Source organism: Streptococcus sp. HMSC062H02, assembly GCF_001813005.1.
Classification (GTDB): domain Bacteria; phylum Bacillota; class Bacilli; order Lactobacillales; family Streptococcaceae; genus Streptococcus; species Streptococcus oralis_S.
In genome coordinates, this window is sequence record NZ_KV811121.1 from 221,046 (window position 1) to 244,758 (window position 23,713).

The window sequence follows — 23,713 nt, forward strand, 5'->3', positions numbered from 1 at the left end:
ACTATCGTTTTTATATAGTTTGAAACTATAACTAGCTCTTGAAAACAAGAAAATAAGTTAGTGAAAATAAGTGGTACAATAGTTACTATAGATTTGGAGGTATTGTATGAGCAAAGAACTACACATCAACACAATTTTGGCCCAGGCGGGAATCAAGTCAGATAAGGCAACAGGTGCCTTGGTGACGCCACTTCATTTTTCAACAACTTATCAGCATCCAGAGTTCGGTCAGTCTACGGGATTTGACTATACTCGTACTAAAAATCCAACTCGGAGTAAGGCGGAGGAAGTCTTGGCTGCGATTGAATCAGCAGACTATGCCCTTGCGACGAGTTCAGGTATGGCTGCGATTGTACTGGCCTTTAGTGTTTTTCCAGTAGGAAGTAAAGTCTTGGCTGTGCGCGATCTGTATGGAGGTTCTTTCCGTTGGTTCAACCAAGTCGAGCAAGAAGGCCGGTTCCATTTTACCTATGCCAATACAGAAGAAGAGCTAATTGCTGAGTTAGAAAAGGATGTGGATGTTCTCTATATCGAAACACCAACCAATCCCTTGATGTTGGAATTTGATATTGCCAAACTAGCCAAACTAGGACATGCCAAGGGTGCCAGGGTAGTGGTGGACAATACCTTCTACAGCCCAATTTACCAACGACCGATTGAAGATGGTGCGGATATCGTTCTTCATTCTGCTACCAAGTATCTAGCAGGGCACAATGATGTTTTAGCTGGGGTGGTTGTGACTAATAGTTTAGAACTATATGAGCAACTTTTCTACAATTTGAATACGACTGGTGCGGTCTTGTCACCATTTGATAGTTATCAGTTGATTCGTGGTCTCAAAACTCTACCTCTTCGTATGGAACGTTCGACAGCCAATGCCCAAGAAGTGGTTGCTTTTTTGAAGGATTCACCTGCTGTTAAGGAAGTGCTCTATACAGGACGTGGGGGGATGATTTCCTTTAAAGTAGTGGATGAAAAACGTATTCCTCATATTTTAAATAGCCTCAAGGTCTTCTCTTTTGCTGAGAGTTTAGGTGGGGTGGAAAGCCTGATCACCTATCCGACGACTCAAACTCATGCGGATATTCCAGCAGAAGTGCGTCATTCCTATGGCTTAACAGATGACCTCTTGCGCTTGTCAATTGGGATTGAGGATGCCAGAGATTTGATTGCGGACTTGCGACAAGCTTTGGAAGGATAAGATAGATATGGGAAAATATGATTTTACAAGCCTGCCCAATCGTTTTGGGCATCATACCTATAAATGGAAAGAAGCGGAAGCTGATCGAGAAGTTCTACCAGCTTGGATAGCAGATATGGACTTTGTGGTTTTGCCTGAAGTTCGACAAGCTGTACAAGCCTACGCAGATCAGTTGGTCTATGGCTATACCTATGCCAGTGATGCTTTGATTGAGTCGGTTCAGGACTGGGAAGCCACACAACATGGCTATCACTTTGATAAGGATGCCCTCGTCTTTATCGAGGGTGTGGTACCAGCTATTTCAACAGCCATTCAAGCCTTTACAAAAGAAGGAGAGGCTGTTCTGATTAACACACCGGTCTATCCACCTTTTGCCCGCAGTGTCAAACTGAACAATCGCAGATTGATTACCAATTCTTTGGTGGAAAAGGACGGGTTGTTTGAGATTGACTTTGACCAGTTAGAGAAGGAATTGGTGGAAGAGGATGTGAAGCTTTATATCCTTTGCAATCCCCACAATCCTGGTGGACGTGTTTGGGAAAAGGAAGTGTTAGAAAAGATTGGTCATCTCTGCCAAAAACATGGTGTTTTGTTGGTTTCAGATGAGATTCACCAAGATTTGGCTCTCTTTGATCACAAACACCAGTCATTCAATACCATTGATCCAGCTTTTAAAGACTTTGCCCTTATCTTGAGTAGTGCCACTAAGACATTTAATATTGCTGGGACCAAGAATTCCTATGCAGTTATTGAAAATCCCAAGCTTCGTGTTGCTTTCCAAAAACGCCAGTTGGCCAATAACCAGCATGAAATCTCAGGCTTGGGTTATTTGGCGACAGAAGCTGCCTACCGTTATGGTAAGGACTGGTTAGGAGAGTTAAAGGAAGTCATCGAGGATCACATTAACTATATAGTGGATGTTTTGGGCAACGAAACCAAGATTAAGGTCATGAAACCGCAAGGTACCTACTTGATCTGGCTTGATTTTTCAGCCTATGACCTAACGGATGACCGCTTGCAAGAGCTTTTGAAGAATGAAGCCAAGGTTATCTTGAACCGAGGTTTGGACTTTGGAGAGGAGGGAACTCTTCATGCCCGCCTCAATGTTGCTATGCCTAAAACACTTTTGGAAGAAGTTTGCCAACGCATCGTGACCACTTTTGATACACTTTAAAATCGAGCCTTCTAGGAGAAAAGTCTTCCTAGAAGGCTATTTTCATAGGGGAAAATGTGGTATAATGAAAAGATAAGATAAAGGGGTAACTATGGCTAAATTGATTCCAGGAAAGTTGCGCATGGAGGGTGTTACTCTCTATGAGACAGGCAACATTGAGATTATCAAGGAAAAAGGAAATCGCCTCTATACTCGTGTGGCGGGAGAAGACTTGCGCTACAGTTTAGAGGATGATCTTGTTTTTTGTGCTTGTGATTTTTTCCAAAAAAGAGGTTACTGTCTTCACCTCGCAGCGCTTGAGCATTATCTGAAGAACGATGAAGAAGGCCAGGTGATTTTACAAGCCTTAGAAAAAGGACATGAAGAGCAAGAAGAGGTCGAAACCAAGGTTAGTTTTGGTGGTAGTTTTTTGGAGCGTATTCAACCTCAGAAGAGAGAGAAAATCTACACTTTGTCGGCTCAAGGCCAGGTAGAAGCTGGAACCAATCGTCTCCTTTGGACTCTCCGAATCGGTTTAGTTGATAGTCAAAAATATTATGTCATTCGTGACATCCCTCTCTTTTTGAAGGTCTTAGTCCTTCGAAAATCATATATGATTGGGAAACACTATGAAAATGACTTGTCTTGGGATGCTTTTGATACAGCTAGTCAAGAAGTTCTTACTTTTTTATGTGGCTTGATTGAGGAGGGACTGAGTCAAGACCTCTTTTTCCCTAATCAAGGTCGTCACCTCTTTTTCCCTCTGACCTTTTTTGAACAGGGAGTGGAGCTGCTGATGAATTTGGAGGATTTTCATTTCGAACATCAGATTACTAGTTATGAAAATCTTCTCTTTCATGATTTAGATCCAGATGCAGAACTGTTCTCTTTTTCCGTGCAGGAGTATCCTGATTATTTTGAGATGGAGATTTCTGAAAGTGAGCGAGTCAACGTATTTTATGGGGGAGCGGTTCTCTTTCATAAGGGGAATCTTTATCTATTAAACCCTAAACAAATCAGCCTACTAAAGGAACTCAAGGAGCTCCCTCAGGAGGAAAGAGGGAGGAAATGCCTCCAATTTGATAACAGTGATCGTGACCGCTTGGCAGCCTGTTTGCCTTTGTTTGGACAGCTGGGCACAGTTTCTGCTCCTGAGCGCTTGCAAATCAGATCCTTTTCACCAATCTTTTACTTTGATAGGGAGGATGACGGTCGCATTCGTTTGGATATCGAGTTTGATTATGGAGATCTTAAGGTGACTAGTCAGCAACAGCTGGAACAATTACCATTTTCAAGCGATGCCGTCTTGGAAAACCAGCTATTTCAAGTCTGTTTAGGAGCTGGTTTTGAGGCTGATTTTCAGTCTTGGAGACAGGCTTTGAAGCCAGAGGCAGTTTATTCTTTCTTTCACCATACGATTCCAGCTTTTGAGAAATTGGGTCAGGTTTTCTTGTCTGATGAAATGAATCAGCTATACAGTGCCCAAGCTCCTCAGGTTCAGATTGAGTCCAAGGGAGGACTGTTGGAGATTCAGTTTGATTTCCAAGGGATTGCCCAAGAAGAGATTGATCAAGCTCTTAAAGCCCTGACCAGCAATCAGGATTTCTATATCAGTTGTTCTGACCAAGTGTACTTTTTTGATGAGGAAACCAAGCAGATTCGTCAAAATTTGCAGGAACTGGGAGTTGAGCTAAAAGATGGTTCTTTTCAAGCTCGAAAATCTCTAGCTTATAGCCTTTCTCAGCTTTTTGAAGGTCGAGACAGGATTTCCTTCTCAGAGGAATTTCAGCACTTAGCTCATGATTTGACTCATCCAGAGGATTTTCCTTTGGGAGATATACAGGTTCAGGCGAGTTTGAGAGACTATCAGGAAAAGGGTGTCCGTTGGCTCCAGATGCTTCATCACTATGGCTTTGGTGGCATCCTGGCAGATGATATGGGACTGGGAAAAACACTGCAAACCATCGCTTTTTTGACTAGTCAGGTGACAGAAGATAGTCGAGTCTTGATTTTAGCGCCGTCAGGTTTGATCTACAATTGGGCAGATGAATTCAGGAAATTTGCCCCACAGTTGGATTTGGCTGTCGTTCATGGTTTGAAAGCGAATCGAGAAGCGATTCTTTCTGAAAATCACCAAATCTATGTGACTAGCTATGCAACCTTTCGTCAAGACAGCGAGCTTTATCAAGAGATGGCTTTTGATTTTCTCTTCTTAGATGAGGCCCAGGTCATGAAAAATGCCCAGACTAAGATTGCTCAGAGTTTGCGCCAGTTTGTGGTGCCAGCAGTCTTTGCTTTGTCGGGTACGCCCATCGAAAATCATTTAGGAGAGTTGTGGTCTATCTTCCAAATTGTGCTACCGGGGCTCTTACCAAGTAAAAAGGAGTTTATGAAATTACCGGCTGACCGAGTCGCGCAGTTTATCAAGCCTTTCGTCATGAGGCGTAAGAAAGAAGAAGTTCTTACAGAACTGCCTGATCTGATCGAAGTCGTCTATAAAAATGAACTGGAAGACCAACAGAAGGCCATCTATCTCGCCCAGTTGCAACAGATGCGAGACCGCCTAGCGCAAGTGACAGATCAAGAATTCCAAAGAAGTCGGGTAGAAATCTTATCTGGTCTCATGCGATTGCGCCAGATCTGCGATACGCCTGCCCTCTTCATGGACGATTACCAGGGAGCCAGTGGTAAACTCGATAGTCTCCGAGATTTATTGCTACAAGTGGCTGATGGTGGGCATCGGGTCTTGATTTTCTCCCAGTTCAAAGGAATGTTGGAAAAAATCGAGAAAGAACTCCCAGACTTGGGCTTGACCTCCTTCAAAATCACAGGTTCAACTCCTGCTCATGACAGACAGGAGATGACTAAGGCCTTTAACCAAGGGGAAAGAGATGCCTTTCTCATCTCTCTGAAGGCGGGTGGTGTTGGTCTCAATCTAACGGGAGCTGATACGGTCATTTTAGTTGACCTTTGGTGGAATCCCGCTGTCGAAGCCCAGGCTATCGGAAGAGCTCACCGCATGGGGCAGGAGCAGATGGTCGAGGTCTATCGTTTGATTACCAAGGGGACCATTGAAGAAAAAATCCAAGAACTTCAAGAACAAAAGAAACATTTGGTTTCCCAAGTTTTAGATGGTACGGAGTCGCGTGCGAGTCTCAGTCTGGCAGAAATTCGTGAAATTTTGGGAATTTCTGAAGCCAGCACTTGAAAAATCAAGACAATACGCTATAATGAAGTGTTGAAAGGAAATACAAAATGAAACAAGATCGATTTCCATTGGTGTCAGATGATGAGATCATGCTGACCAAAATGCCAGTCATGGACTTGTACGATGAGTCAGACTTTATTAGCAATATCAAAGGTGATTACCGCGATAAGAACTATTTGGAATGGTCTCCTATCAATGAGGAAGAAACCGTAGTTTCTCCAGTGATTAACAAGGAGTCAAAGCCAAGTCCAGAACCTAAAAAAGTTGAAAAGACTTATGCAGAGTTGGCTCGAGAAGAGGCGCGTGCGGACTTGAAGAAGAAACGTTCAGCCAAGTATTTGACTCAGGATGTTAGTCATACCAGACGACACAATGGTTCAACACTTGTTCGTCAAGGAAACCAACCAACAGCACCATTTCAAAAGGAAAATCCAGGTGAGTTTGCCAAATTTAGTAAAAACTTGAGCCAGTCTCACTATATCTTAGCTGAGGAGGTTGGCCAAGTGGCGAATCCAACTCCGAAAACCCAAACGGAAAAAGCTAACAAGAACAACTATGATTTTCTAAAGAAGAGTCAAATCTATAATAAAAAGAATAAGCAAACAGAACAGGAACGTCAGGTTGCCCAAGAGTTGAATCTGACAAGAATTACTGAGTAGGGGAGAAAAGCATGTCAAAAACATATCATTTTATTGGAATCAAGGGATCAGGGATGAGTGCCCTAGCCTTGATGTTGCACCAAATGGGACACAAGGTTCAAGGTTCAGACGTTGAAAAATATTACTTTACTCAACGTGGACTAGAGCAGGCAGGGATTGCGATTCTTCCTTTTGATGAAAAGAACCTACAAGGTGATGTGGAGATTATCGCGGGGAATGCCTTTCGTCCAGACAACAATGTTGAAATCGCCTATGCGGATCAAAATGGTATCAGCTACAAACGTTACCATGAATTCCTAGGTAGCTTTATGCGCGACTTTGTCAGCATGGGAGTGGCAGGAGCTCATGGCAAAACTTCGACAACAGGTATGTTGTCACACGTCTTGTCTCACATCACAGATACCAGCTTCTTGATTGGTGACGGGACAGGTCGTGGTTCAGCTAACGCTAAATATTTTGTCTTTGAGTCAGACGAATATGAGCGCCATTTCATGCCTTACCACCCAGAATACTCTATCATCACCAACATTGACTTTGACCATCCAGACTACTTTACAAGTCTAGAGGATGTTTTCAATGCCTTTAACGACTATGCCAAACAAATTAGTAAAGGTTTGTTTGTTTACGGTGAGGATGCTGAGTTGCGTAAGATCACAGCCAATGCGCCAATCTATTACTATGGCTTTGAAGCTGAGGACAATGACTTTGTAGCTAGTGATCTCCTTCGTTCTACGACTGGTTCGACCTTCACCGTTCATTTCCGTGGTCAAGAATTGGGTCAATTCCACATTCCAACCTTTGGTCGTCACAATATCATGAATGCGACTGCTGTTATTGGTCTTCTTTACACAGCTGGATTTGACTTGAACTTGGTCCGTGAACACTTGAAAACATTTGCAGGTGTTAAGCGTCGTTTCACTGAAAAAATAGTCAATGATACAGTGATTATTGATGACTTTGCCCACCATCCAACAGAAATCATTGCAACCTTGGATGCGGCTCGTCAGAAATATCCAAGCAAGGAAATCGTGGCAATCTTCCAACCGCATACCTTTACAAGAACCATTGCCTTGTTGGACGAATTTGCCCATGCTTTGAATCAAGCAGACGCCGTCTACCTAGCGCAAATCTATGGATCAGCCCGTGAAGTGGACCATGGTGATGTCAAAGTAGAAGACTTAGCCAATAAAATCAACAAGAAACATCAGGTTATCACTGTTGAAAATGTCTCTCCACTCCTAGACCATGACAATGCTGTTTACGTCTTTATGGGTGCAGGAGACATCCAAACCTATGAATATTCATTTGAACGTCTCTTGTCTAACTTGACAAGCAACGTCCAATAAGGAAAACAGATGGAAATTCCAATCACTATAAGGCAAGCTACCTTATCAGATTTAGAAGAAATGTTGGCGATTGAAGAAGCCAATCCTTCATCAGAAGAGTCACTTAGCCGCCAATCTTTAGAAGAGAGTATCCGCAAGACTGCGGGTACCTTTCTTGTAGCTGGGGATGAAAATCAGCTCGTGGGCTATGTTTTGGGAGAAGCTCAGTCTATTCATCCCAAATGGATAGAAGTAAAATCCTTGACTATTCATCCTGACCATTGGGGACAGGGGCTGGGAACTCTTCTTCTTGCAGCCTTGAAACAGGTGACAGTCGAACTAGATTATCAAGGTATTCTTTTGCAGAGTCCTGATGAACTACTATCATATTTTGAAATGAATGGCTTTGTTGAAGAAGAAGTGACCGAGAGTCATTATGGCAGTGGCTCTGAATGGTATCTGATTTGGGGAAATCCCTTTTATCAGGAGGAAATATGAAAATCAGACAAGCAAGATTTTCGGATTTAGATCGGATTATAGAGATAGAGCTAGAGAATTTTTCCCTTGAAGAAGCTATTCCTCGTTCGGTCTTTGAGGCCCATTTGCGGGAAATTCAGACCAGTTTTCTGGTAGCTGAAAAAGAGGGGCGTATTCTTGGTTATATCGAAGGTCCAGTCGTTCCGCACCGCCATCTACATGATCAGTCCTTTACAGAAGAAATAAAAGACTATAGCCATCAACCTGGAGGTTATATTTCTGTGACTTGCCTATCTATTGCCAAGGAAGCACAAGCTTTGGGAGTGGGGAAAAGACTATTAAAGGCTTTGAAAGAAGTCGCTTTAGAACATGAGCGAGAGGGCATTAACCTGACATGTCATGATTACCTTATCGCCTATTATGAAAAGCACGGCTTTGTTAATGAAGGAATATCTCAGTCAAGCTTTGCTGGGGAAACATGGTATGATATGGTCTGGCAGCCTGAAAATCAATAAAACTAGCTAGGGAATGCCCTAGTTGGTTGCTTTTCTGCGACTTTTAAGATATAATATTATGGATTGTCAACAAGGAGGTAATGCTTTTGACTGAAAAATCAAGAGAAGAAGAAAAATTAAGCTTTAAAGAGCAGATTCTACGTGATTTAGAAAGAGTAAAAGAACAAGATAGAAGAGAGAAAGAAGTAGAGATTCCAAATCTGACGGCTTCATCATCTCAAGCTAGTTCAGCAACTCCTTCAAATCGTGAAACAGAAACATCAACAGAAGAGTTGATGGCTGATTCCCTATCTGTTGTCGATAAAATCCTAAAAAATGCACCAAGTGTTCCTCCACTTTCAAGTGATAGAACTGATGAAACGGATGACCAAGAAGAGGAAGAGATTAGACAGCCAATCATTGATAAGATTGAAGTTGTAGAATCTGACGAACCTCTAGTAGAGCCGATTCATCTGGCTGAAGAACCTGTAGTGGAACCTGTTCAACCTAAGGTAGAACCAGTTGAGCTTAAACCCGAAGAAAAAGAATTTAACGATACTCCGACTAAGGTAGCCGTAACCTATAAAACAGAAGACAAGAAAGAGGAAATCACTCCAGGAATGCCTGAAAGAGTAGAGCCTGTTTCTACAGAATCTAGCAGTGGATTAGCTGATGCTCCACGTCGTAGTCGTCGTCAAGGTGCAACATCAACTAAGAAAAAGAAAAAATCAAAAGCTAAAGGTTGCCTAGTAACAGTTCTAGTTCTCCTAGTACTCGTTGCAGTTGGTGGTTATTTTGGTTATGGTTATGTGCAAGATTCTTTGAAACCTGTGGATGCGAGCTCTAAGGATTACGTAACGGTTCAAATCCCAGACGGTGCAAATGTTCAAGAAATTGGAAGCACCTTGGAAAAATCTGGTTTGGTTAAACATGGACTTATCTTTAGTCTTTATGCTAAATACTATAGCCATGCCAACTTGAAGTCAGGTTATTATAACTTGAAGAAGAGTATGAGTACGGATGAGTTGATTCAAGAATTGCAAAAAGGTGGGACTCCTGAAGCTCAGGCACCTGTTCTTTCAAACTTGACCATTCCAGAAGGCTATACATTAGAGCAAATCGCTCAAACAGTAGGACAACTTCAAGGTGAATTTAAAGAACCTCTTACTGCGGATGCTTTCTTGGCAAAAGCTCAAGATGAGACCTTTATCTCACAATTAGTAGCCAAGTATCCAAACCTACTTGGAAGTCTTCCAACAAAAGATAGTAGCGTTCGTTATCGTCTTGAAGGCTACCTTTTCCCAGCGACCTATACAATCAAAGACAGTACAACTGTTGAAAGTTTGATTGATGAGATGGTGGCTGCTATGGATAAGGCTATGTCACCATATTACGCTACGATCAAAGAAAAGAATCTGACAGTTAATGAATTGCTCAGCATTGCTTCTCTTGTCGAAAAAGAAGGAGCTAAGACCGAAGACCGCAAGAAAATCGCAGGTGTCTTCTATAACCGCTTGAATGCCGGTATGCCACTTCAAAGTAATATCGCTATCCTATATGCTCAAGGAAAACTTGGTCAAAAGATTAGTTTAGCAGATGACGCTGGAATTGATACAACGATTGATTCACCATACAATGTTTACACACACCTTGGCCTCATGCCTGGACCGGTTGATAGCCCAAGTTCGGATGCGATTGAAGCAAGTGTAAACCAGACAAAGAGTGAGTACTTGTACTTTGTAGCCAATGTTGAAGACGGTAAAGTATACTTTGCGACAACAAAAGAAGAACATGATCAAAACGTTGCAGAGCATATCAATAGCAAGTTACCTCAAGCAAGTAGTTCAAACTAAAATTATGTGGTTTTCCACATAATTTTGTTTTAAAAAAGTAAATAGAAAAGAAAGTTAAAAAAATGGCAGAAAAAACTTACCCAATGACCCTTGAAGAAAAGGAAAAACTAGAAAAAGAATTAGAGGAGTTGAAACTCGTCCGTCGTCCCGAAGTCGTAGAGCGTATCAAGATTGCTCGTTCCTATGGAGACCTTTCAGAAAATAGTGAGTATGAAGCAGCGAAAGATGAACAAGCTTTTGTTGAAGGTCAAATTTCAAGTCTAGAAACAAAGATTCGTTATGCTGAAATTGTTAATAGCGATGCAGTTGCCCAAGATGAGGTAGCAATCGGTAAAACAGTAACAATCCAAGAAGTCGGTGAAGACGAAGAAGAGGTCTACATCATCGTCGGTTCTGCAGGTGCAGATGCTTTTGCTGGTAAAGTCTCAAATGAAAGTCCGATTGGCCGTGCTCTAATTGGCAAGAAGACTGGCGATACTGCAACGATTGAAACACCAGTTGGTAGCTATGATGTCAAAATCTTAAAGGTTGAGAAAACAGCCTAAATAGGATGAAAAAGGAGTAGTGAAGGTTTTGCCTTGCTCAACTCCTTTTTGGTTTTTTGGATAAAAAGGAGACTATATGAGTGAAAATAAGAAGAAAAACAAAATGGAGCGTGGATTAACCAATCGCCATGTTCAGGTGATGGCCATTGCGGGAACAATCGGAACAGGACTTTTCCTAGGTGCTGGTCGCTCTATCAGCCTTACTGGACCTTCGATCATTCTGATTTACATGATTACAGGAGCCTTTATGTTTTTGATGATGAGGGCTGTTGGAGAGATGCTGTATCAGGATCCAGAACAACATACCTTTATCAACTTTATCACCCGTCATTTGGGGAAAGGCTGGGGATATTTCTCAGTTTGGTCTTATTGGCTGTCAGTTGTCTTTATCGGTATGGCAGAAATCACTGCCATCTCAGACTATGTCCGCTTCTGGTTTCCCACATGGCCTAGCTGGATGATTCAGCTTGTCTTTTTAACGATTTTGGCTTTGGTCAACCTGATTGCAGTTAAGCTTTTTGGAGAAGTCGAGTTTTGGTTTGCTATGGTCAAGATTGTGGCGATTTTAGCCATGATTGCCACTGGGGTCTTTATGGTTTTGACGGGCTTTAAGACACCTCATGGTGTTGCAAGTTTGGCAAATATCAGCGACCAGTTCTCTCTTTTTCCAAATGGAGTTATGAACTTTGTCATGGCCTTTCAAATGGTATTTTTTGCCTATCTTATGATTGAGTTTATCGGGGTGACAACTTCTGAAACAAAGAACCCTCGTCAGGTCTTGCCCAAAGCTGTTAAGGAAATTCCTCTTAGAATTATCTTCTTCTATGGGGGAGCTCTCATTGCGATTATGGCCATTATTCCTTGGTCTTATCTTAATTCTTCAGATTCTCCATTTGTAACGGTTTTTGAACTGGCAGGGATCAAGTGGGCAGCGGCTCTAATCAACTTTGTTGTCTTGACCTCAGCAGCGTCTGCGCTTAACTCAACTCTCTACTCAACAGGGAGACACTTATATCAGATTGCCCATGATTCGCCAAATCGTTTCTTAAAGGCCATCAAGGTCGATACCCTTTCTCGTCACAATGTTCCACAAAATGCCATCATTGCCTCAGCAATCTTGATTGCTCTCGCTGCCTTTATCAATGTGCTACCAGGTGTTTCAGATGCCTTTGCTTTGATCACCGCATCCTCATCAGGTGTTTACATCGCGATTTATATCTTGATAATGGTGGCCCATCTCAAATACCGCAAGTCACAAGATTTCATGGCTGATGGCTACCTCATGCCTCAGTATCGCTTGCTTAATCCCCTAACCATTCTCTTTTTTGTCTTTGTTTTTGTGACTCTCTTTTTGCAAGAGTCCACTTTCATGGGGGCAGTTGGTTCTGCTATCTGGATCTTTGTTTTTGGGATTTATAGTCAGTGGAAATTTAGAAAATAAATCATGAACTCATCAACTCTGTTTGGTGAGTTTTTGCTAGTTTGACAGTTTATTGAAATATGACTATAATCAAGTTGTAGCAGTTTATTAGGAGGTTTGAATGCACGTTAGATTGGAAAATAAGGAATCGCTTAAAGCGCAAGAAATAGGGGATTTGATTCGTGCTTATAATCGTTCCAAAAGAGAAGAGGTTGAGAGCGAGCCACTGAATCTTTATCTCGAAGACGAAAAGGGCAATCTCATGGCGGGCTTAGTAGCTGAGACTTTCGGAAATTGGCTGGAAATCGAATATTTGTTTGTGAAAGAGGAATTACGGGGACAAGGAATCGGTTCGAAACTATTGCAGCGAGCTGAAAGTGAAGCTAAGAAACGAAACTGTCGTTTTGCTTTTGTCAATACTTACCAGTTTCAAGCGCCAGATTTTTATATAAGCCATGGCTACAAGGAAGTCTTTACCTTGCAAGACTATCCCTACACAGGGCAAAGATTTTATTACCAAAAGGATTTGTGACCTAGACTTCTTTCTTTTGGAGAGGAACTTAGCTAAGTATCAAAAAAGAACGAATACTCTTTATCATGTAAGATGATAGAGAGTTTTTTTGTTAATAAAATATTACAAAATGACATTTATATATTGCATTAAGTTAGATATATGGTATAATGTTTTTAAAAGAGGCGCAACTTTTTAAAATTTTGAAGGAGGACGCTAGTGGCTAAAAATTTAAAATTAAAATTAGCTCGGGTAGAGCGTGATTTAACACAAGGGGATTTGGCAGAAGCTGTGGGTGTTACTAGGCAGACTATAGGCTTGATAGAAGCAGGGAAATACAATCCCAGTCTCTCCCTCTGCCAGTCCATTTGCAGATGTTTAGGCAAAACTTTAGACCAACTATTTTGGGAGGAAGAAGATGAAAAATAGATTTTTTTATTATCAATTACTAGACGAAAGAGAAGAACAACTGATGAATAAAGCGGGGGCTGAAAGTTTCTATATCTCTATAGCTTTCTTGCTTTTATCTTATATGATTACAGTATTAGCACCAAGTCTTTTTAATCCGATAATGATTCTCATCATTATCATTATTGGAACTTCTTACTTTTTCGGCCGTGCTCGAGATTTGGGTGTGAACTACTATAGTCGTTTTCATTTTACGATTGGAGGGTGTTTGCTGGTAACTCTCGCTATTACGTCTCTCTTGATGTTGCAGAATTATCAATTCAACATAGAAATTTATCAGCACAACCCTTTGAACGTTAAATACTTGTCTGCTTGGGCCATTACTTATCTGATTTACCTTCCTTGGGTTTTTATCGCCAATCTCGGCCTTAAAAGTTATGGCGAATGGGCTCAAAAAAAGTTTGAGCAAGATATGGATGAACTGGAGAGTGGGAATTAGCTTGTTAAGTTTTTATCAATCTTGAAAAAATGTGTTATAATAGTACTAATTTATCGGATGGTGTGAAAGTGGCAGAATACGTTCATGCCTTTGTAAAGTAGGAAGAAGGAAAACAGATGTATCCAGATGATAGTTTAACATTGCACACGGACTTGTACCAGATCAACATGATGCAAGTTTACTTTGACCAAGGAATTCACAATAAAAAGGCGGTCTTTGAAGTTTATTTCCGCCAGCAACCGTTTAATAACGGCTATGCGGTTTTTGCTGGTTTGGAAAGAATTGTACATTATCTTAAAGACTTGCGCTTTTCAGATAGCGATATTGCCTACTTGGAGACGCTTGGGTATCATGGAGAATTCTTGGATTACCTACGAAATCTCAAGTTAGAACTAACGGTTCGTTCTGCTCAGGAAGGGGACTTGGTTTTTGCTAATGAGCCGATTGTGCAGGTTGAAGGACCTCTAGCCCAATGTCAATTGGTCGAAACGGCTCTTTTAAACATCGTTAACTTTCAAACCTTGATAGCGACAAAGGCAGCACGTATTCGTTCAGTCATTGAAGATGAACCCTTGATGGAATTCGGGACACGTCGTGCGCAAGAAATGGATGCAGCTATCTGGGGAACACGCGCAGCCGTGATTGGTGGAGCCAATGGTACTAGTAATGTACGAGCAGGGAAGCTCTTTGGTATTCCTGTCTTAGGTACTCATGCTCATGCCTTGGTACAGGTTTATGGAAACGACTATGAGGCCTTTAAGGCCTATGCGTCAACCCATCGTGATTGTGTCTTTCTAGTAGATACTTATGATACTTTGCGAATCGGTGTGCCAGCTGCCATTCAGGTAGCGCGTGAGTTGGGTGATAAGATCAATTTTAAAGGCGTTCGTATCGACTCTGGGGATATTGCCTACATTTCCAAGAAAGTCCGTCAGCAACTGGATGAGGCTGGTTTTACAGAGGCTAAGATCTATGCTTCTAATGACCTCGATGAAAATACCATCCTTAACCTCAAAATGCAACACGCTAAGATTGATGTCTGGGGGGTGGGTACCAAGCTGATTACAGCCTATGATCAGCCAGCTCTTGGGGCAGTTTATAAGATTGTTGCGATCGAAGATGAGAATGGTCAGATGCGCAATACCATCAAGCTTTCAAGTAATGCTGAAAAAGTATCGACCCCAGGTAAGAAGCAGGTATGGCGCATTACCAGCCGTGAAAAAGGCAAGTCAGAAGGTGACTACATTACTTATGATGGTGTGGATGTGAGTGACATGACAGAAATCAAGATGTTCCATCCAACTTATACCTACATCAAAAAGACCGTTCGTAATTTTGATGCCGTTCCTCTCTTGGTTGATATTTTCAAAGCAGGAACATTAGTTTACAACCTGCCTAGTTTGACTGAGATTCAAGCCTATGCTCGTAAGGAATTTGACAAGCTATGGGATGAGTATAAACGGGTTCTCAATCCGCAACATTACCCGGTAGACTTGGCGCGTGATATTTGGCAAGATAAGATGGACTTGATTGATAAGATGCGCAAAGAAGCCCTTGGCGAAGGAGAAGAAGAATGAGTTTGCAAGAAACCATAATCCAACAACTAGGTGTCAAGCCAGTGATTGACGCCCAGGAGGAAATTCGTCGTTCGATTGACTTCTTAAAAAGATACTTGAAAAAACATCCCTTCCTTAAAACCTTTGTACTAGGGATTTCTGGGGGTCAGGATTCAACCTTGGCAGGGCGTTTGGCGCAATTAGCTATGGAAGAAATGCGAGCAGAGACAGGAGATGACAGCTATCAATTTATCGCTGTCCGCCTGCCCTATGGCGTGCAAGCTGATGAAGCAGATGCTCAAAAAGCCCTCGCTTTCATCCAGCCAGATGTCAGCTTGGTTGTGAATATTAAGGAATCAGCTGATGCAATGACAGCTGCAGTCGAAGCGACAGGAAGTCCTGTTTCAGACTTTAATAAGGGAAATATCAAGGCGCGTAGCCGTATGATTGCCCAATATGCCCTTGCGGGTGCCCATAGCGGAGCTGTCATTGGAACAGACCATGCTGCGGAAAATATCACAGGCTTTTTTACTAAGTTTGGTGACGGTGGTGCAGACATTCTCCCTCTTTACCGCCTCAATAAACGTCAAGGGAAACAACTCTTGAAGGAACTTGGTGCAGACCCAGCACTTTATGAAAAAATCCCAACAGCAGACCTAGAAGAAGAAAAACCAGGTATTGCAGACGAAGTCGCACTTGGAGTCACTTACAATGAAATTGATGACTATCTAGAAGGCAAAACCATCAGTCCAGAAGCTCAAGCGACTATTGAAAACTGGTGGCAAAAAGGCCAACACAAACGCCACCTACCAATCACCGTATTTGATGACTTTTGGGAGTAAAAAGGTCCTGTGGACCTTTTTACCCTGAGCCTAGAAATGGGAAAGCGAAGAAGGTCCGGGGGACCTTTTTAGCTTCTTGCCTTGAAACTCGAGAGCAAGAATAACCTCCAGTGGAGGTTTTTACCCTGAGCCTAGAAATGAGAAAGCGAAGAAGGTCCGGGGGACCTTTTTAGCACGAGTCTAGAAACAGGAAAACGAGGCAGATTCGGTAACTCGTAGTGTTCGATTTTCCTTGTCTCACCCCCGCAACGATGACTAGGTTTGAAAAAGCTTGGTAAAGCGCATTTCAAACCAGACAGCGACTGCGTCAAATAACTAGATGAAAAACTTGTTTTCTAGCTGTTATTGAGTATAGTCTTTTTACCCTGAGCCTTAAGCTTAGAAAGCGAGGTAACATTATGCAAGCAATCGGTACACAAATGTTACAGACAGACCGATTAATCTTGAGAAGATTTGTGGAGAGTGATGCGGAAGCCATGTTTCAAAATTGGGCTTCGTCTGCTGAGAATCTAATCTATGTCTCTTGGGATCCTCATCCTGATGTCGAGGTGACTCGGAACTCGATTCGAAATTGGGTTGCATCCTATACTAATCCCAACTATTACAAATGGGCCATTTGTCTCAAAGAGAACCCAGAGCATGTGATAGGAGATATCAGCATCATTGAAATGCACGAGGAAGATTTAAGTTGTGAAATTGGGTATGTTTTAGGAAAAAACTTTTGGGGCCGAGGTATGATGACAGAGGCCTTGAAAGCTGTGTTAGACTTTTGTTTTACTCAAGCAGGCTTTCAAAAGGTCAGAGCTCGCTACGCTAGTCTCAACCCAGCTTCAGGTCGTGTGATGGAAAAAGCGGGAATGTCTTATCTAAAAACCATTGCCAATGGTGTGGAGAGAAAAGACTACGTTGCGGACCTTATTTATTACCAGATAAGCAGGGAAGACAGGTGATTCGCTTTTCTGTTTCTACCAAAGTCAGACCTTGTCTGGCTTTTTTTGTGCCAGATTTCTAAATAAACTGATTAAATTCCTATTTTTGCCTATCATTGTCCCTGTTTTTTCTGGAGTTTTGGGGATATAATAGACCTATCAAATCAAAGAATGGAGGAAGGCAATGGACAATGTAATCTTTTTTATCAGTGTTTTTCTTGCTGGAATTCTTTCCTTCTTTTCTCCTTGTATCTTACCCGTGTTGCCAGTCTATGCAGGGGTTTTACTTGATGACAAAGATGGTGCTCAGGCTTCCAGCGGAAAATTTTCAATCTCAGTTGTTAGTTTATTGCGAACTTTGGCCTTTATAGCGGGGATTTCTTTTATCTTTATCTTACTGGGTTATGGAGCTGGTTTTTTAGGCAATTTGCTTTATACTTCCTGGTTTCAGTATGTGACAGGTGCGATTATCATTCTCTTGGGCTTACACCAGATGGAAGTCCTACATTTGCAGGGCCTCTACAAGGAAAGAAGGCTACAATTAAAGAGACAGGGGCAAAAGGGTAACGGCTATAGTCAAGCATTTTTACTGGGGTTGACCTTTAGTTTTGCTTGGACGCCGTGTGTAGGGCCGGTTTTGGGCTCTGTTTTAGCCTTGGCGGCTTCTGGTGGCTCAGGTGCTTGGCAGGGAGCTGGTCTCATGTTGGTTTACACGCTGGGATTGGCACTACCATTTTTGGTTCTAGCTCTCGCCTCCAGCTATGTTTTGAAACATTTCCGAAAACTCCATCCTTATCTCGGGACCCTCAAAAAAGTGGGTGGTTTCCTCATTATCGTGATGGGAATCTTGGTGCTTTTGGGAAATGCTTCCATTTTGACTACATTATTTGAATAGAGAGGAAAAAGAAATGAAAAAATGGCAAACATGTCTCCTTGGAGTAGGCTCAATCTGTTGCTTGGCAGCCTGTTCGGCTAAAAATATGGCAGACGAGTCTACTATGAAGGAGCAAACCAAAACAGAACAAGTTAGTTCACAAACTGCCACTAAGGGTCAGGAAGTCGCTAATTTTGAACTGACAGGTGTAGATGGCAAGACCTATCGTTTATCTGACTACAAGGGCAAGAAAGTTTATCTCAAATTCTGGGCTTCTTGGTGTTCCATCTGTCTAGCCAGCCTTCCAGATACGGATGAAATCGCTAAAGAAGCTGGTGATGACTATGTAGTTTTGACAGTGGTCTCTCCTGGACACAAAGGTGAACAAGCAGAAGCGGACTTTAAGAATTGGTACAAGGGCTTGGATTATAAAAATTTCCCAGTTCTAATTGATCCATCAGGTAAACTCTTGGAAAGTTATGGTGTCCGTTCTTATCCGACTCAAGCCTTTATAGACAAGGAAGGCAAGCTGGTCAAAACGCAACCAGGTTTTATGGATAAGGAAATGATTTTAAAAGAATTGAAAGAAATGGGGTAGAGAAAGGCTATGAATGATAAAGTAAAACTTTTTGTCTTGGCAGGGGTCATTCTCCTAGCCATAACCGGTTTCTATTTTCTATTGATGCGAAATGCAGGGCAGACAGATAGCTCGCAAATTGAGAAAGCATCCGTTAGCCAAGGAGCAAAAACAGTGAAAAAAACAGAAGTGAGTAAAGACGCAGACTTGCACGAAATTTATCTAGCTGGAGGATGTTTCTGGGGAGTGGAGGAATACTTCTCACGCGTGCCTGGAGTGACAGATGCCGTTTCTGGCTATGCAAACGGTAGAGGGGAAACAACCAAGTACGAATTGATTAACCAAACAGGTCATGCGGAAACCGTCCATGTCACTTACGACGCCAATCAAATTTCCCTCAAGGAGATCCTGCTTCATTACTTCCGCATTATCAATCCAACCAGCAAAAATAAACAAGGAAATGATGTGGGGACCCAGTATCGTACTGGCGTTTATTACACAGATGACAAGGATTTGGAGGTAATCAACCAAGTCTTTGATGAAGTTGCTAAGAAATATGACCAACCTCTGGCAGTTGAAAAGGAAAACTTGAAGAATTTTGTGGTGGCGGAGGATTATCACCAAGACTACCTCAAGAAAAATCCAAATGGCTACTGTCATATCAATGTTAATCAGGCTGCCTACCCTGTCATTGATGCCAGCAAATATCCTAAACCAAGTGACGAGGAATTGAAAAAGACCTTGTCACCTGAGGAGTATGCAGTTACCCAGAAAAATCAAACAGAACGAGCTTTTTCAAACCGCTATTGGGATAAATTTGAATCCGGTATCTATGTGGATGTGGCAACTGGCGAACCCCTCTTTTCATCAAAGGACAAGTTTGAGTCTGGTTGTGGCTGGCCTAGTTTCACCCAACCAATTAGTCCAGATGTTGCTACCTACAAGGAAGATAAGTCCTACAATATGACACGCATGGAAGTGCGGAGCCGAGTTGGAGATTCTCACCTTGGTCATGTTTTTACAGATGGACCTCAGGACAAGGGGGGCTTGCGCTACTGTATCAATAGTCTCTCTATCCGCTTTATTCCCAAAGACCAAATGGCAGAAAAAGGCTACGCTTATTTACTAGATTATGTAGATTAATACTCGTCGAAAATCTCTTCAAACCACGTCAGTGTCGCCTTACCGTACCCGTACGTATAGTTACTGACTTCGTCTACAACCTCAAAACAGTGTTTTGAGCTGACTTCGTCAGTTTTATCTGCAACCTCAAAGCTGTACTTTGAGCAACCTGTGGCTAGCTTCCTAGTTTGCATTTTGATTCTCATTGAGTATAAGAAGGCTTTCCTAAGCAGTTAGAGGAGAATTTTGCTATACTGATACTAGTAAGTGACAAAGGAGAGAAGCATGACCTACACAATCTTAATCGTAGAAGATGAATATCTGATAAGACAAGGTTTGACCAAACTGGTCAATGTAGCAGCCTACGATATGGAAATCATCGGTCAGGCTGAAAATGGAAGACAGGCTTGGGACTTAATTCAAAAGCAGGTGCCAGACATCATTTTAACCGATATCAACATGCCTCAGCTAAATGGCATCCAGTTGGCCAGTCTGGTACGAGAAGCCTATCCACAAGTGCATTTGGTCTTTTTAACGGGTTACGATGATTTTGATTATGCCTTGTCTGCTGTCAAACTCGGTGTCGATGACTACCTGCTCAAACCCTTTTCTCGTCAGGATATTGAGGAAATGTTGGGGAAAATCAAGCAAAAACTAGATCAGGAAGAAAAGAAAGAGCAGTTACAAGATTTATTAACCGATAAGTTTGAAGGAAACCTGGCCCAGAAAATCCAGTCTCATCTTGATGACAGCCAATTTAGTTTAAAGTCTTTGGCCAGTGACTTGGGTTTTAGCCCGACCTATCTGAGTTCTTTGATTAAGAAAGAGTTGGGCTTACCTTTTCAGGATTATTTGGTGCGAGAACGTGTCAAACTAGCCAAGCTTTTGCTCTTGACAACGGATTTAAAGATTTATGAGATTGCAGAAAAGGTTGGTTTTGAAGATATGAACTACTTTACCCAACGTTTTAAACAGATTGCAGGTGTGACACCTCGTCAGTTTAAGAAGGGGGAAGGTCAATGAAACGTTCTACTCTCCTAGTCAGAATGGTTATTTCCATCTTTCTAGTATTTCTCATTCTCCTGGCTGTGGTTGGGACTTTCTACTATCAATCTAGTTCTTCAGCCATTGAGGCTACCATTGAGGGAAATAGCCAAACGACTATCAGTCAAACTAGCCACTTTATCCAGTCTTATATCAAAAAATTAGAAACCACCTCGACCAGTTTGACCCAGCAGACGGATGTCTTATCCTATGCTGAGAATCCCAGTCAAGACAAGGTTGAGGAAATCCGAAATCTATTTTTGACCATCTTAAAGGCAGACCAGGACTTGAAAACGGTGGTACTGGTCACCAAATCCGGTCAGGTTATTTCCACTGATGACAGTGTGCAAATGAAAACCTCCTCTGATATGATGGCTGAGGATTGGTATCAAAAGGCTATTCATCAGGGAGCTAAGCCAGTTTTAACCCCAGCTCGTAAATCGGATAGTCAGTGGGTTATTTCTGTCACTCAGGAGCTTGTTGATGCAAAGGGAGCTAATTTGGGCGTGCTTCGTTTGGATATTTCTTATGAAACTCTGGAAGCCTATCTTAATCAACTTCAGTTGGGCCAGCAGGGTTTTGCCTTTATCATCAATGAAAAGCATGAATTTGTTTACCATCCTAAACACACAGTTTATAGTTCGTCTAGCGAAATGGAGGCCATGAAACTCTATATTGAGACAGGGCAGGGTTATACTCCAAACCACCAATCCTATGTCAGTCAGGAACAGATTGCAGGAACTGATTGGACGGTTATAGGCGTGTCTTCGTTGGAGAAGTTAGACCAGGTTCGGAGTCAACTCATGTGGACCTTGCTTGTTGCTAGTGCCTTATCTCTTCTTGCCTGTCTCTGCTTGGTGTGGTTCAGTCTTAAACGCTGGATTGCGCCTTTGAAGGACCTGAGAGAAACCATGCTGAAAATTGCTTCTGGCACACAAAATCTTCGTGCTAAGGAAGCTGGCGCCTATGAACTGAAAGAAGTGACTCGCCAGTTTAATACCATGTTGGATCAGATTGATCAGTTGATGGCAGCTATTCGCAGGCAGGAAGAAGCGACCCGGCAGTATGAACTTCAAGCACTGTCGAGCCAGATTAACCCCCATTTCCTCTATAATACTTTGGACACTATCATCTGGATGGCTGAGTTTCAGGATAGTCAGCGAGTGGTTCAGGTGACCAAGTCCTTGGCAACCTATTTCCGCTTGGCGCTCAATCAAGGAAAGGATTTGATTTCTCTTTCTGATGAAATCAATCATGTCCGCCAGTACCTCTTTATCCAAAAACAACGCTATGGGGATAAGCTGGAGTATGAGATTGATGAAGATCCTGCTTTTGGTAACCTAGTCTTACCCAAGTTGGTGTTGCAACCTCTTGTAGAAAATGCTCTTTACCATGGCATCAAGGAGAAGGAAGGTCAGGGTCATATTAAAGTTTCTGTTCAGAGACAGGATACAGGGCTTGTCATCCGCATTGAGGATGATGGTGTTGGTTTCCAAGCTGCTGGCGATAGTAGTCAAAGTCAGCTCAAACGTGGGGGAGTTGGTCTTCAAAATGTCGACCAACGACTCAAACTTCATTTTGGAGACAATTATCAGATGAAGATCAATTCTGTACCTTCAAAAGGGACGATAGTTGAAATATACATTAATAAAATAGTAATTAGCTAACTCCCAGTCTATTCTGGGAGTTTTGCTTTTAAAATTCAGAATGATTAGTTGGCCTTGATAAAATCAGTAAAAAAAGATATGATAGATAGTGACAAAAGAGGTATCAAGTATGAAGGAAAAAGACATTCAAAGAGCAACAAGCCAGATTGTAGAAGATGTAATAGACAAAGCTAATTTGAAGCAAGGAGCTATCTTTGTTTTGGGCCTTTCTTCTAGTGAGGTGATAGGTGGTCAGATTGGCAAGGAATCCAGTCAAGAAATTGGGGAAGTTATTGTGAAGACCATTCTAGCTATCCTAGAGGAAAAAGGAATTCATCTAGCCGTTCAAGGTTGTGAACATGTCAATCGAGCCCTCGTTGTGGAACGTCAGGTGGCAGAGCAGTTTGGCCTGGAAATCGTCAGTGTCCTTCCGACACTTCATGCAGGAGGTTCAGGTCAGTTGGCAGCCTTCAAGTTTATGCAGGATCCAGTTGAGGTTGAATTTATCAAGGCCCATGCTGGATTGGATATCGGAGATACTGCGATTGGTATGCATGTCAAGCATGTTCAGGTTCCGATTCGCCCTCTTTTGAGAGAAATTGGGCATGCCCATGTAACGGCTCTTGCAAGTCGTCCAAAATTAATCGGAGGTGCGCGTGCGCAGTATCCAGAAGATTCTATCAGAAAGTCGTGAGAATGAAAAAGACAAAACAACAACTAGAAAAAATTACCAAATATTCGATTCGTAAGCTCACTGTTGGGGTAGGTCCTGTAGCTATCGGGGCCTTCCTTTTTGGTGCCAGTACCCTTTTAGTAGATAAGGTGCAAGCCAATGAAATTGGTGGTGTTCATAGTGTGCATTACCGTTATCTGGCGGAGCAGGAATTGACCGAGTCTGAAAAAGCCTTGATTCACCATGAGGTTCCTACAGAATTTCAAGATGAAGATATTATTTATGTAGTTTATCGCAAGAAGGAGACTAACAGTCAACAACTTCCATACACAGGAAGTAAGGAGCTTGCTTTGGCAGGTCTTGGGTTGGCAACAGCCTCACTAGCGGTTTTATTAGTTTCCAAGAAACACCGTAGTAAAGTACTTGGTATTCTGTTAATTAGCTCTATCGGCGTCAGCAATTTTGTACCTTTTACTGCCTTTGCATTTGAAAATAAAGAGTTACTTTCGTATAACCAAACTATTTCTGCATCTACACATGAAGGTTTGGCTAAAGGTGTTATTCATATTGAAGGATATGAGTATGTTGGTTACTTTAAAGAATCAAAATCTAGTACCAATACAAGCAGTAAAAAAGGTGAGTCGGTAGTTGAAGAACCACAGACGGAATATACAGGCAAGATTGAAGCTAAAGGCAC

The 23,713-nt window shown here is 42.1% G+C and carries 23 protein-coding genes; all 23 read left to right on the forward strand.

The genetic code is table 11. From position 1 onward, the window contains the following. The first annotated feature begins 106 nt into the window (after window positions 1-106). Window positions 107-1,201 carry a cystathionine gamma-synthase gene (locus tag HMPREF2885_RS05865; RefSeq protein ID WP_049484868.1) on the forward strand — a complete coding sequence of 365 codons (1,095 nt, stop codon included), beginning with the start codon at window positions 107-109 and terminating at the stop codon, window positions 1,199-1,201. A gap of 7 nt (window positions 1,202-1,208) precedes the next feature. Next, window positions 1,209-2,375 (forward strand): MalY/PatB family protein, encoded by a 1,167-nt coding sequence (locus HMPREF2885_RS05870; RefSeq protein WP_049484867.1) that lies wholly within the window; start codon window positions 1,209-1,211, stop codon window positions 2,373-2,375. Between the two features lie 91 nt (window positions 2,376-2,466). After that, entirely contained in the window at window positions 2,467-5,562 is a 3,096-nt protein-coding gene (locus HMPREF2885_RS05875; protein WP_070657453.1) for a pilus expression-regulating Snf2 family helicase, read from the forward strand. Window positions 5,563-5,609: 47 nt separating this feature from the next. Beyond that, on the forward strand, window positions 5,610-6,221 hold the full coding sequence (locus HMPREF2885_RS05880; RefSeq protein ID WP_049478910.1) for a divisome accessory protein ZapJ: 612 nt from the start codon (window positions 5,610-5,612) through the stop codon (window positions 6,219-6,221). 11 nt (window positions 6,222-6,232) lie between these two features. Next, on the forward strand, window positions 6,233-7,567 hold the full coding sequence (gene murC, locus HMPREF2885_RS05885; protein WP_049478909.1) for a UDP-N-acetylmuramate--L-alanine ligase: 1,335 nt from the start codon (window positions 6,233-6,235) through the stop codon (window positions 7,565-7,567). Window positions 7,568-7,576: 9 nt separating this feature from the next. After that, window positions 7,577-8,044, forward strand: coding sequence for a GNAT family N-acetyltransferase (locus HMPREF2885_RS05890; protein WP_042902070.1), 468 nt, complete (start codon window positions 7,577-7,579; stop codon window positions 8,042-8,044). Continuing rightward, entirely contained in the window at window positions 8,041-8,538 is a 498-nt protein-coding gene (locus tag HMPREF2885_RS05895; protein ID WP_049478908.1) for a GNAT family N-acetyltransferase, read from the forward strand. Before HMPREF2885_RS05890 ends, HMPREF2885_RS05895 begins: the two co-directional genes overlap by 4 nt. A gap of 80 nt (window positions 8,539-8,618) precedes the next feature. Further along, window positions 8,619-10,370: an endolytic transglycosylase MltG gene (mltG, locus tag HMPREF2885_RS05900; RefSeq protein WP_083307426.1), complete on the forward strand. Its 1,752-nt coding sequence runs from the start codon at window positions 8,619-8,621 to the stop codon at window positions 10,368-10,370. A gap of 62 nt (window positions 10,371-10,432) precedes the next feature. Next, window positions 10,433-10,915: a transcription elongation factor GreA gene (gene greA / locus HMPREF2885_RS05905; RefSeq protein ID WP_000818765.1), complete on the forward strand. Its 483-nt coding sequence runs from the start codon at window positions 10,433-10,435 to the stop codon at window positions 10,913-10,915. A 76-nt stretch (window positions 10,916-10,991) separates the two neighbouring features. Continuing rightward, window positions 10,992-12,356 (forward strand): amino acid permease, encoded by a 1,365-nt coding sequence (locus tag HMPREF2885_RS05910; protein ID WP_070657455.1) that lies wholly within the window; start codon window positions 10,992-10,994, stop codon window positions 12,354-12,356. Between the two features lie 100 nt (window positions 12,357-12,456). Then, window positions 12,457-12,867 (forward strand): GNAT family N-acetyltransferase, encoded by a 411-nt coding sequence (locus tag HMPREF2885_RS05915; RefSeq protein WP_000558479.1) that lies wholly within the window; start codon window positions 12,457-12,459, stop codon window positions 12,865-12,867. A 198-nt stretch (window positions 12,868-13,065) separates the two neighbouring features. Beyond that, entirely contained in the window at window positions 13,066-13,275 is a 210-nt protein-coding gene (locus HMPREF2885_RS05920) for a helix-turn-helix transcriptional regulator (protein ID WP_001107502.1), read from the forward strand. Continuing rightward, window positions 13,265-13,753: a DUF6773 family protein gene (locus HMPREF2885_RS05925; RefSeq protein ID WP_070657457.1), complete on the forward strand. Its 489-nt coding sequence runs from the start codon at window positions 13,265-13,267 to the stop codon at window positions 13,751-13,753. Before HMPREF2885_RS05920 ends, HMPREF2885_RS05925 begins: the two co-directional genes overlap by 11 nt. Window positions 13,754-13,869: 116 nt before the next feature. After that, window positions 13,870-15,330, forward strand: a complete 1,461-nt coding sequence (locus tag HMPREF2885_RS05930) for a nicotinate phosphoribosyltransferase (RefSeq protein WP_049477481.1) — start codon at window positions 13,870-13,872, stop codon at window positions 15,328-15,330. Beyond that, window positions 15,327-16,151, forward strand: a complete 825-nt coding sequence (gene nadE, locus HMPREF2885_RS05935) for an ammonia-dependent NAD(+) synthetase (RefSeq protein ID WP_049477482.1) — start codon at window positions 15,327-15,329, stop codon at window positions 16,149-16,151. The genes HMPREF2885_RS05930 and nadE overlap by 4 nt, the downstream gene beginning before the upstream one ends. A gap of 398 nt (window positions 16,152-16,549) precedes the next feature. Then, a complete protein-coding gene (locus HMPREF2885_RS05940; RefSeq protein ID WP_001147907.1) occupies window positions 16,550-17,101 on the forward strand; it encodes a GNAT family N-acetyltransferase in 552 nt (183 codons plus the stop codon). Window positions 17,102-17,264: 163 nt separating this feature from the next. Further along, a complete protein-coding gene (gene ccdA2, locus HMPREF2885_RS05945; protein WP_000370911.1) occupies window positions 17,265-17,975 on the forward strand; it encodes a thiol-disulfide oxidoreductase-associated membrane protein CcdA2 in 711 nt (236 codons plus the stop codon). Between the two features lie 13 nt (window positions 17,976-17,988). Beyond that, the gene (locus HMPREF2885_RS05950; protein ID WP_000759248.1) at window positions 17,989-18,552 is read left to right on the forward strand and encodes a redoxin family protein; all 564 of its coding nucleotides are present in this window, start codon (window positions 17,989-17,991) and stop codon (window positions 18,550-18,552) included. Between the two features lie 9 nt (window positions 18,553-18,561). After that, window positions 18,562-19,674 (forward strand): peptide-methionine (R)-S-oxide reductase MsrB, encoded by a 1,113-nt coding sequence (gene msrB, locus HMPREF2885_RS05955; protein ID WP_000998578.1) that lies wholly within the window; start codon window positions 18,562-18,564, stop codon window positions 19,672-19,674. A gap of 264 nt (window positions 19,675-19,938) precedes the next feature. After that, window positions 19,939-20,676 (forward strand): response regulator transcription factor, encoded by a 738-nt coding sequence (locus HMPREF2885_RS05965; protein WP_049501238.1) that lies wholly within the window; start codon window positions 19,939-19,941, stop codon window positions 20,674-20,676. Beyond that, window positions 20,673-22,364 (forward strand): cache domain-containing sensor histidine kinase, encoded by a 1,692-nt coding sequence (locus HMPREF2885_RS05970; protein ID WP_049501239.1) that lies wholly within the window; start codon window positions 20,673-20,675, stop codon window positions 22,362-22,364. The genes HMPREF2885_RS05965 and HMPREF2885_RS05970 overlap by 4 nt, the downstream gene beginning before the upstream one ends. A 109-nt stretch (window positions 22,365-22,473) precedes the next feature. After that, window positions 22,474-23,037 (forward strand): TIGR01440 family protein, encoded by a 564-nt coding sequence (locus HMPREF2885_RS05975; protein WP_000659500.1) that lies wholly within the window; start codon window positions 22,474-22,476, stop codon window positions 23,035-23,037. A gap of 2 nt (window positions 23,038-23,039) precedes the next feature. After that, the coding region (locus tag HMPREF2885_RS05980; RefSeq protein ID WP_148131139.1) for a YSIRK-type signal peptide-containing protein at window positions 23,040-23,713 on the forward strand (674 nt) is incomplete at its 3' end.

Bases quoted from the DNA above. Each gene is read 5' to 3' on its own strand.
- HMPREF2885_RS05910 (WP_070657455.1), top strand. From the start codon at position 10,992: ATGAGTGAAAATAAGAAGAAAAACAAAATGGAGCGTGGATTAACCAAT.
- HMPREF2885_RS05970 (WP_049501239.1), top strand. From the start codon at position 20,673: ATGAAACGTTCTACTCTCCTAGTCAGAATGGTTATTTCCATCTTTCTA.
- HMPREF2885_RS05940 (WP_001147907.1), top strand. From the start codon at position 16,550: ATGCAAGCAATCGGTACACAAATGTTACAGACAGACCGATTAATCTTG.
- HMPREF2885_RS05895 (WP_049478908.1), top strand. From the start codon at position 8,041: ATGAAAATCAGACAAGCAAGATTTTCGGATTTAGATCGGATTATAGAG.
- nadE (WP_049477482.1), top strand. From the start codon at position 15,327: ATGAGTTTGCAAGAAACCATAATCCAACAACTAGGTGTCAAGCCAGTG.
- HMPREF2885_RS05965 (WP_049501238.1), top strand. From the start codon at position 19,939: ATGACCTACACAATCTTAATCGTAGAAGATGAATATCTGATAAGACAA.
- HMPREF2885_RS05870 (WP_049484867.1), top strand. From the start codon at position 1,209: ATGGGAAAATATGATTTTACAAGCCTGCCCAATCGTTTTGGGCATCAT.
- msrB (WP_000998578.1), top strand. From the start codon at position 18,562: ATGAATGATAAAGTAAAACTTTTTGTCTTGGCAGGGGTCATTCTCCTA.
- HMPREF2885_RS05930 (WP_049477481.1), top strand. From the start codon at position 13,870: ATGTATCCAGATGATAGTTTAACATTGCACACGGACTTGTACCAGATC.
- mltG (WP_083307426.1), top strand. From the start codon at position 8,619: ATGCTTTTGACTGAAAAATCAAGAGAAGAAGAAAAATTAAGCTTTAAA.
- HMPREF2885_RS05865 (WP_049484868.1), top strand. From the start codon at position 107: ATGAGCAAAGAACTACACATCAACACAATTTTGGCCCAGGCGGGAATC.
- ccdA2 (WP_000370911.1), top strand. From the start codon at position 17,265: ATGGACAATGTAATCTTTTTTATCAGTGTTTTTCTTGCTGGAATTCTT.
- HMPREF2885_RS05925 (WP_070657457.1), top strand. From the start codon at position 13,265: ATGAAAAATAGATTTTTTTATTATCAATTACTAGACGAAAGAGAAGAA.
- HMPREF2885_RS05880 (WP_049478910.1), top strand. From the start codon at position 5,610: ATGAAACAAGATCGATTTCCATTGGTGTCAGATGATGAGATCATGCTG.
- greA (WP_000818765.1), top strand. From the start codon at position 10,433: ATGGCAGAAAAAACTTACCCAATGACCCTTGAAGAAAAGGAAAAACTA.
- murC (WP_049478909.1), top strand. From the start codon at position 6,233: ATGTCAAAAACATATCATTTTATTGGAATCAAGGGATCAGGGATGAGT.
- HMPREF2885_RS05890 (WP_042902070.1), top strand. From the start codon at position 7,577: ATGGAAATTCCAATCACTATAAGGCAAGCTACCTTATCAGATTTAGAA.
- HMPREF2885_RS05875 (WP_070657453.1), top strand. From the start codon at position 2,467: ATGGCTAAATTGATTCCAGGAAAGTTGCGCATGGAGGGTGTTACTCTC.
- HMPREF2885_RS05915 (WP_000558479.1), top strand. From the start codon at position 12,457: ATGCACGTTAGATTGGAAAATAAGGAATCGCTTAAAGCGCAAGAAATA.
- HMPREF2885_RS05975 (WP_000659500.1), top strand. From the start codon at position 22,474: ATGAAGGAAAAAGACATTCAAAGAGCAACAAGCCAGATTGTAGAAGAT.
- HMPREF2885_RS05950 (WP_000759248.1), top strand. From the start codon at position 17,989: ATGAAAAAATGGCAAACATGTCTCCTTGGAGTAGGCTCAATCTGTTGC.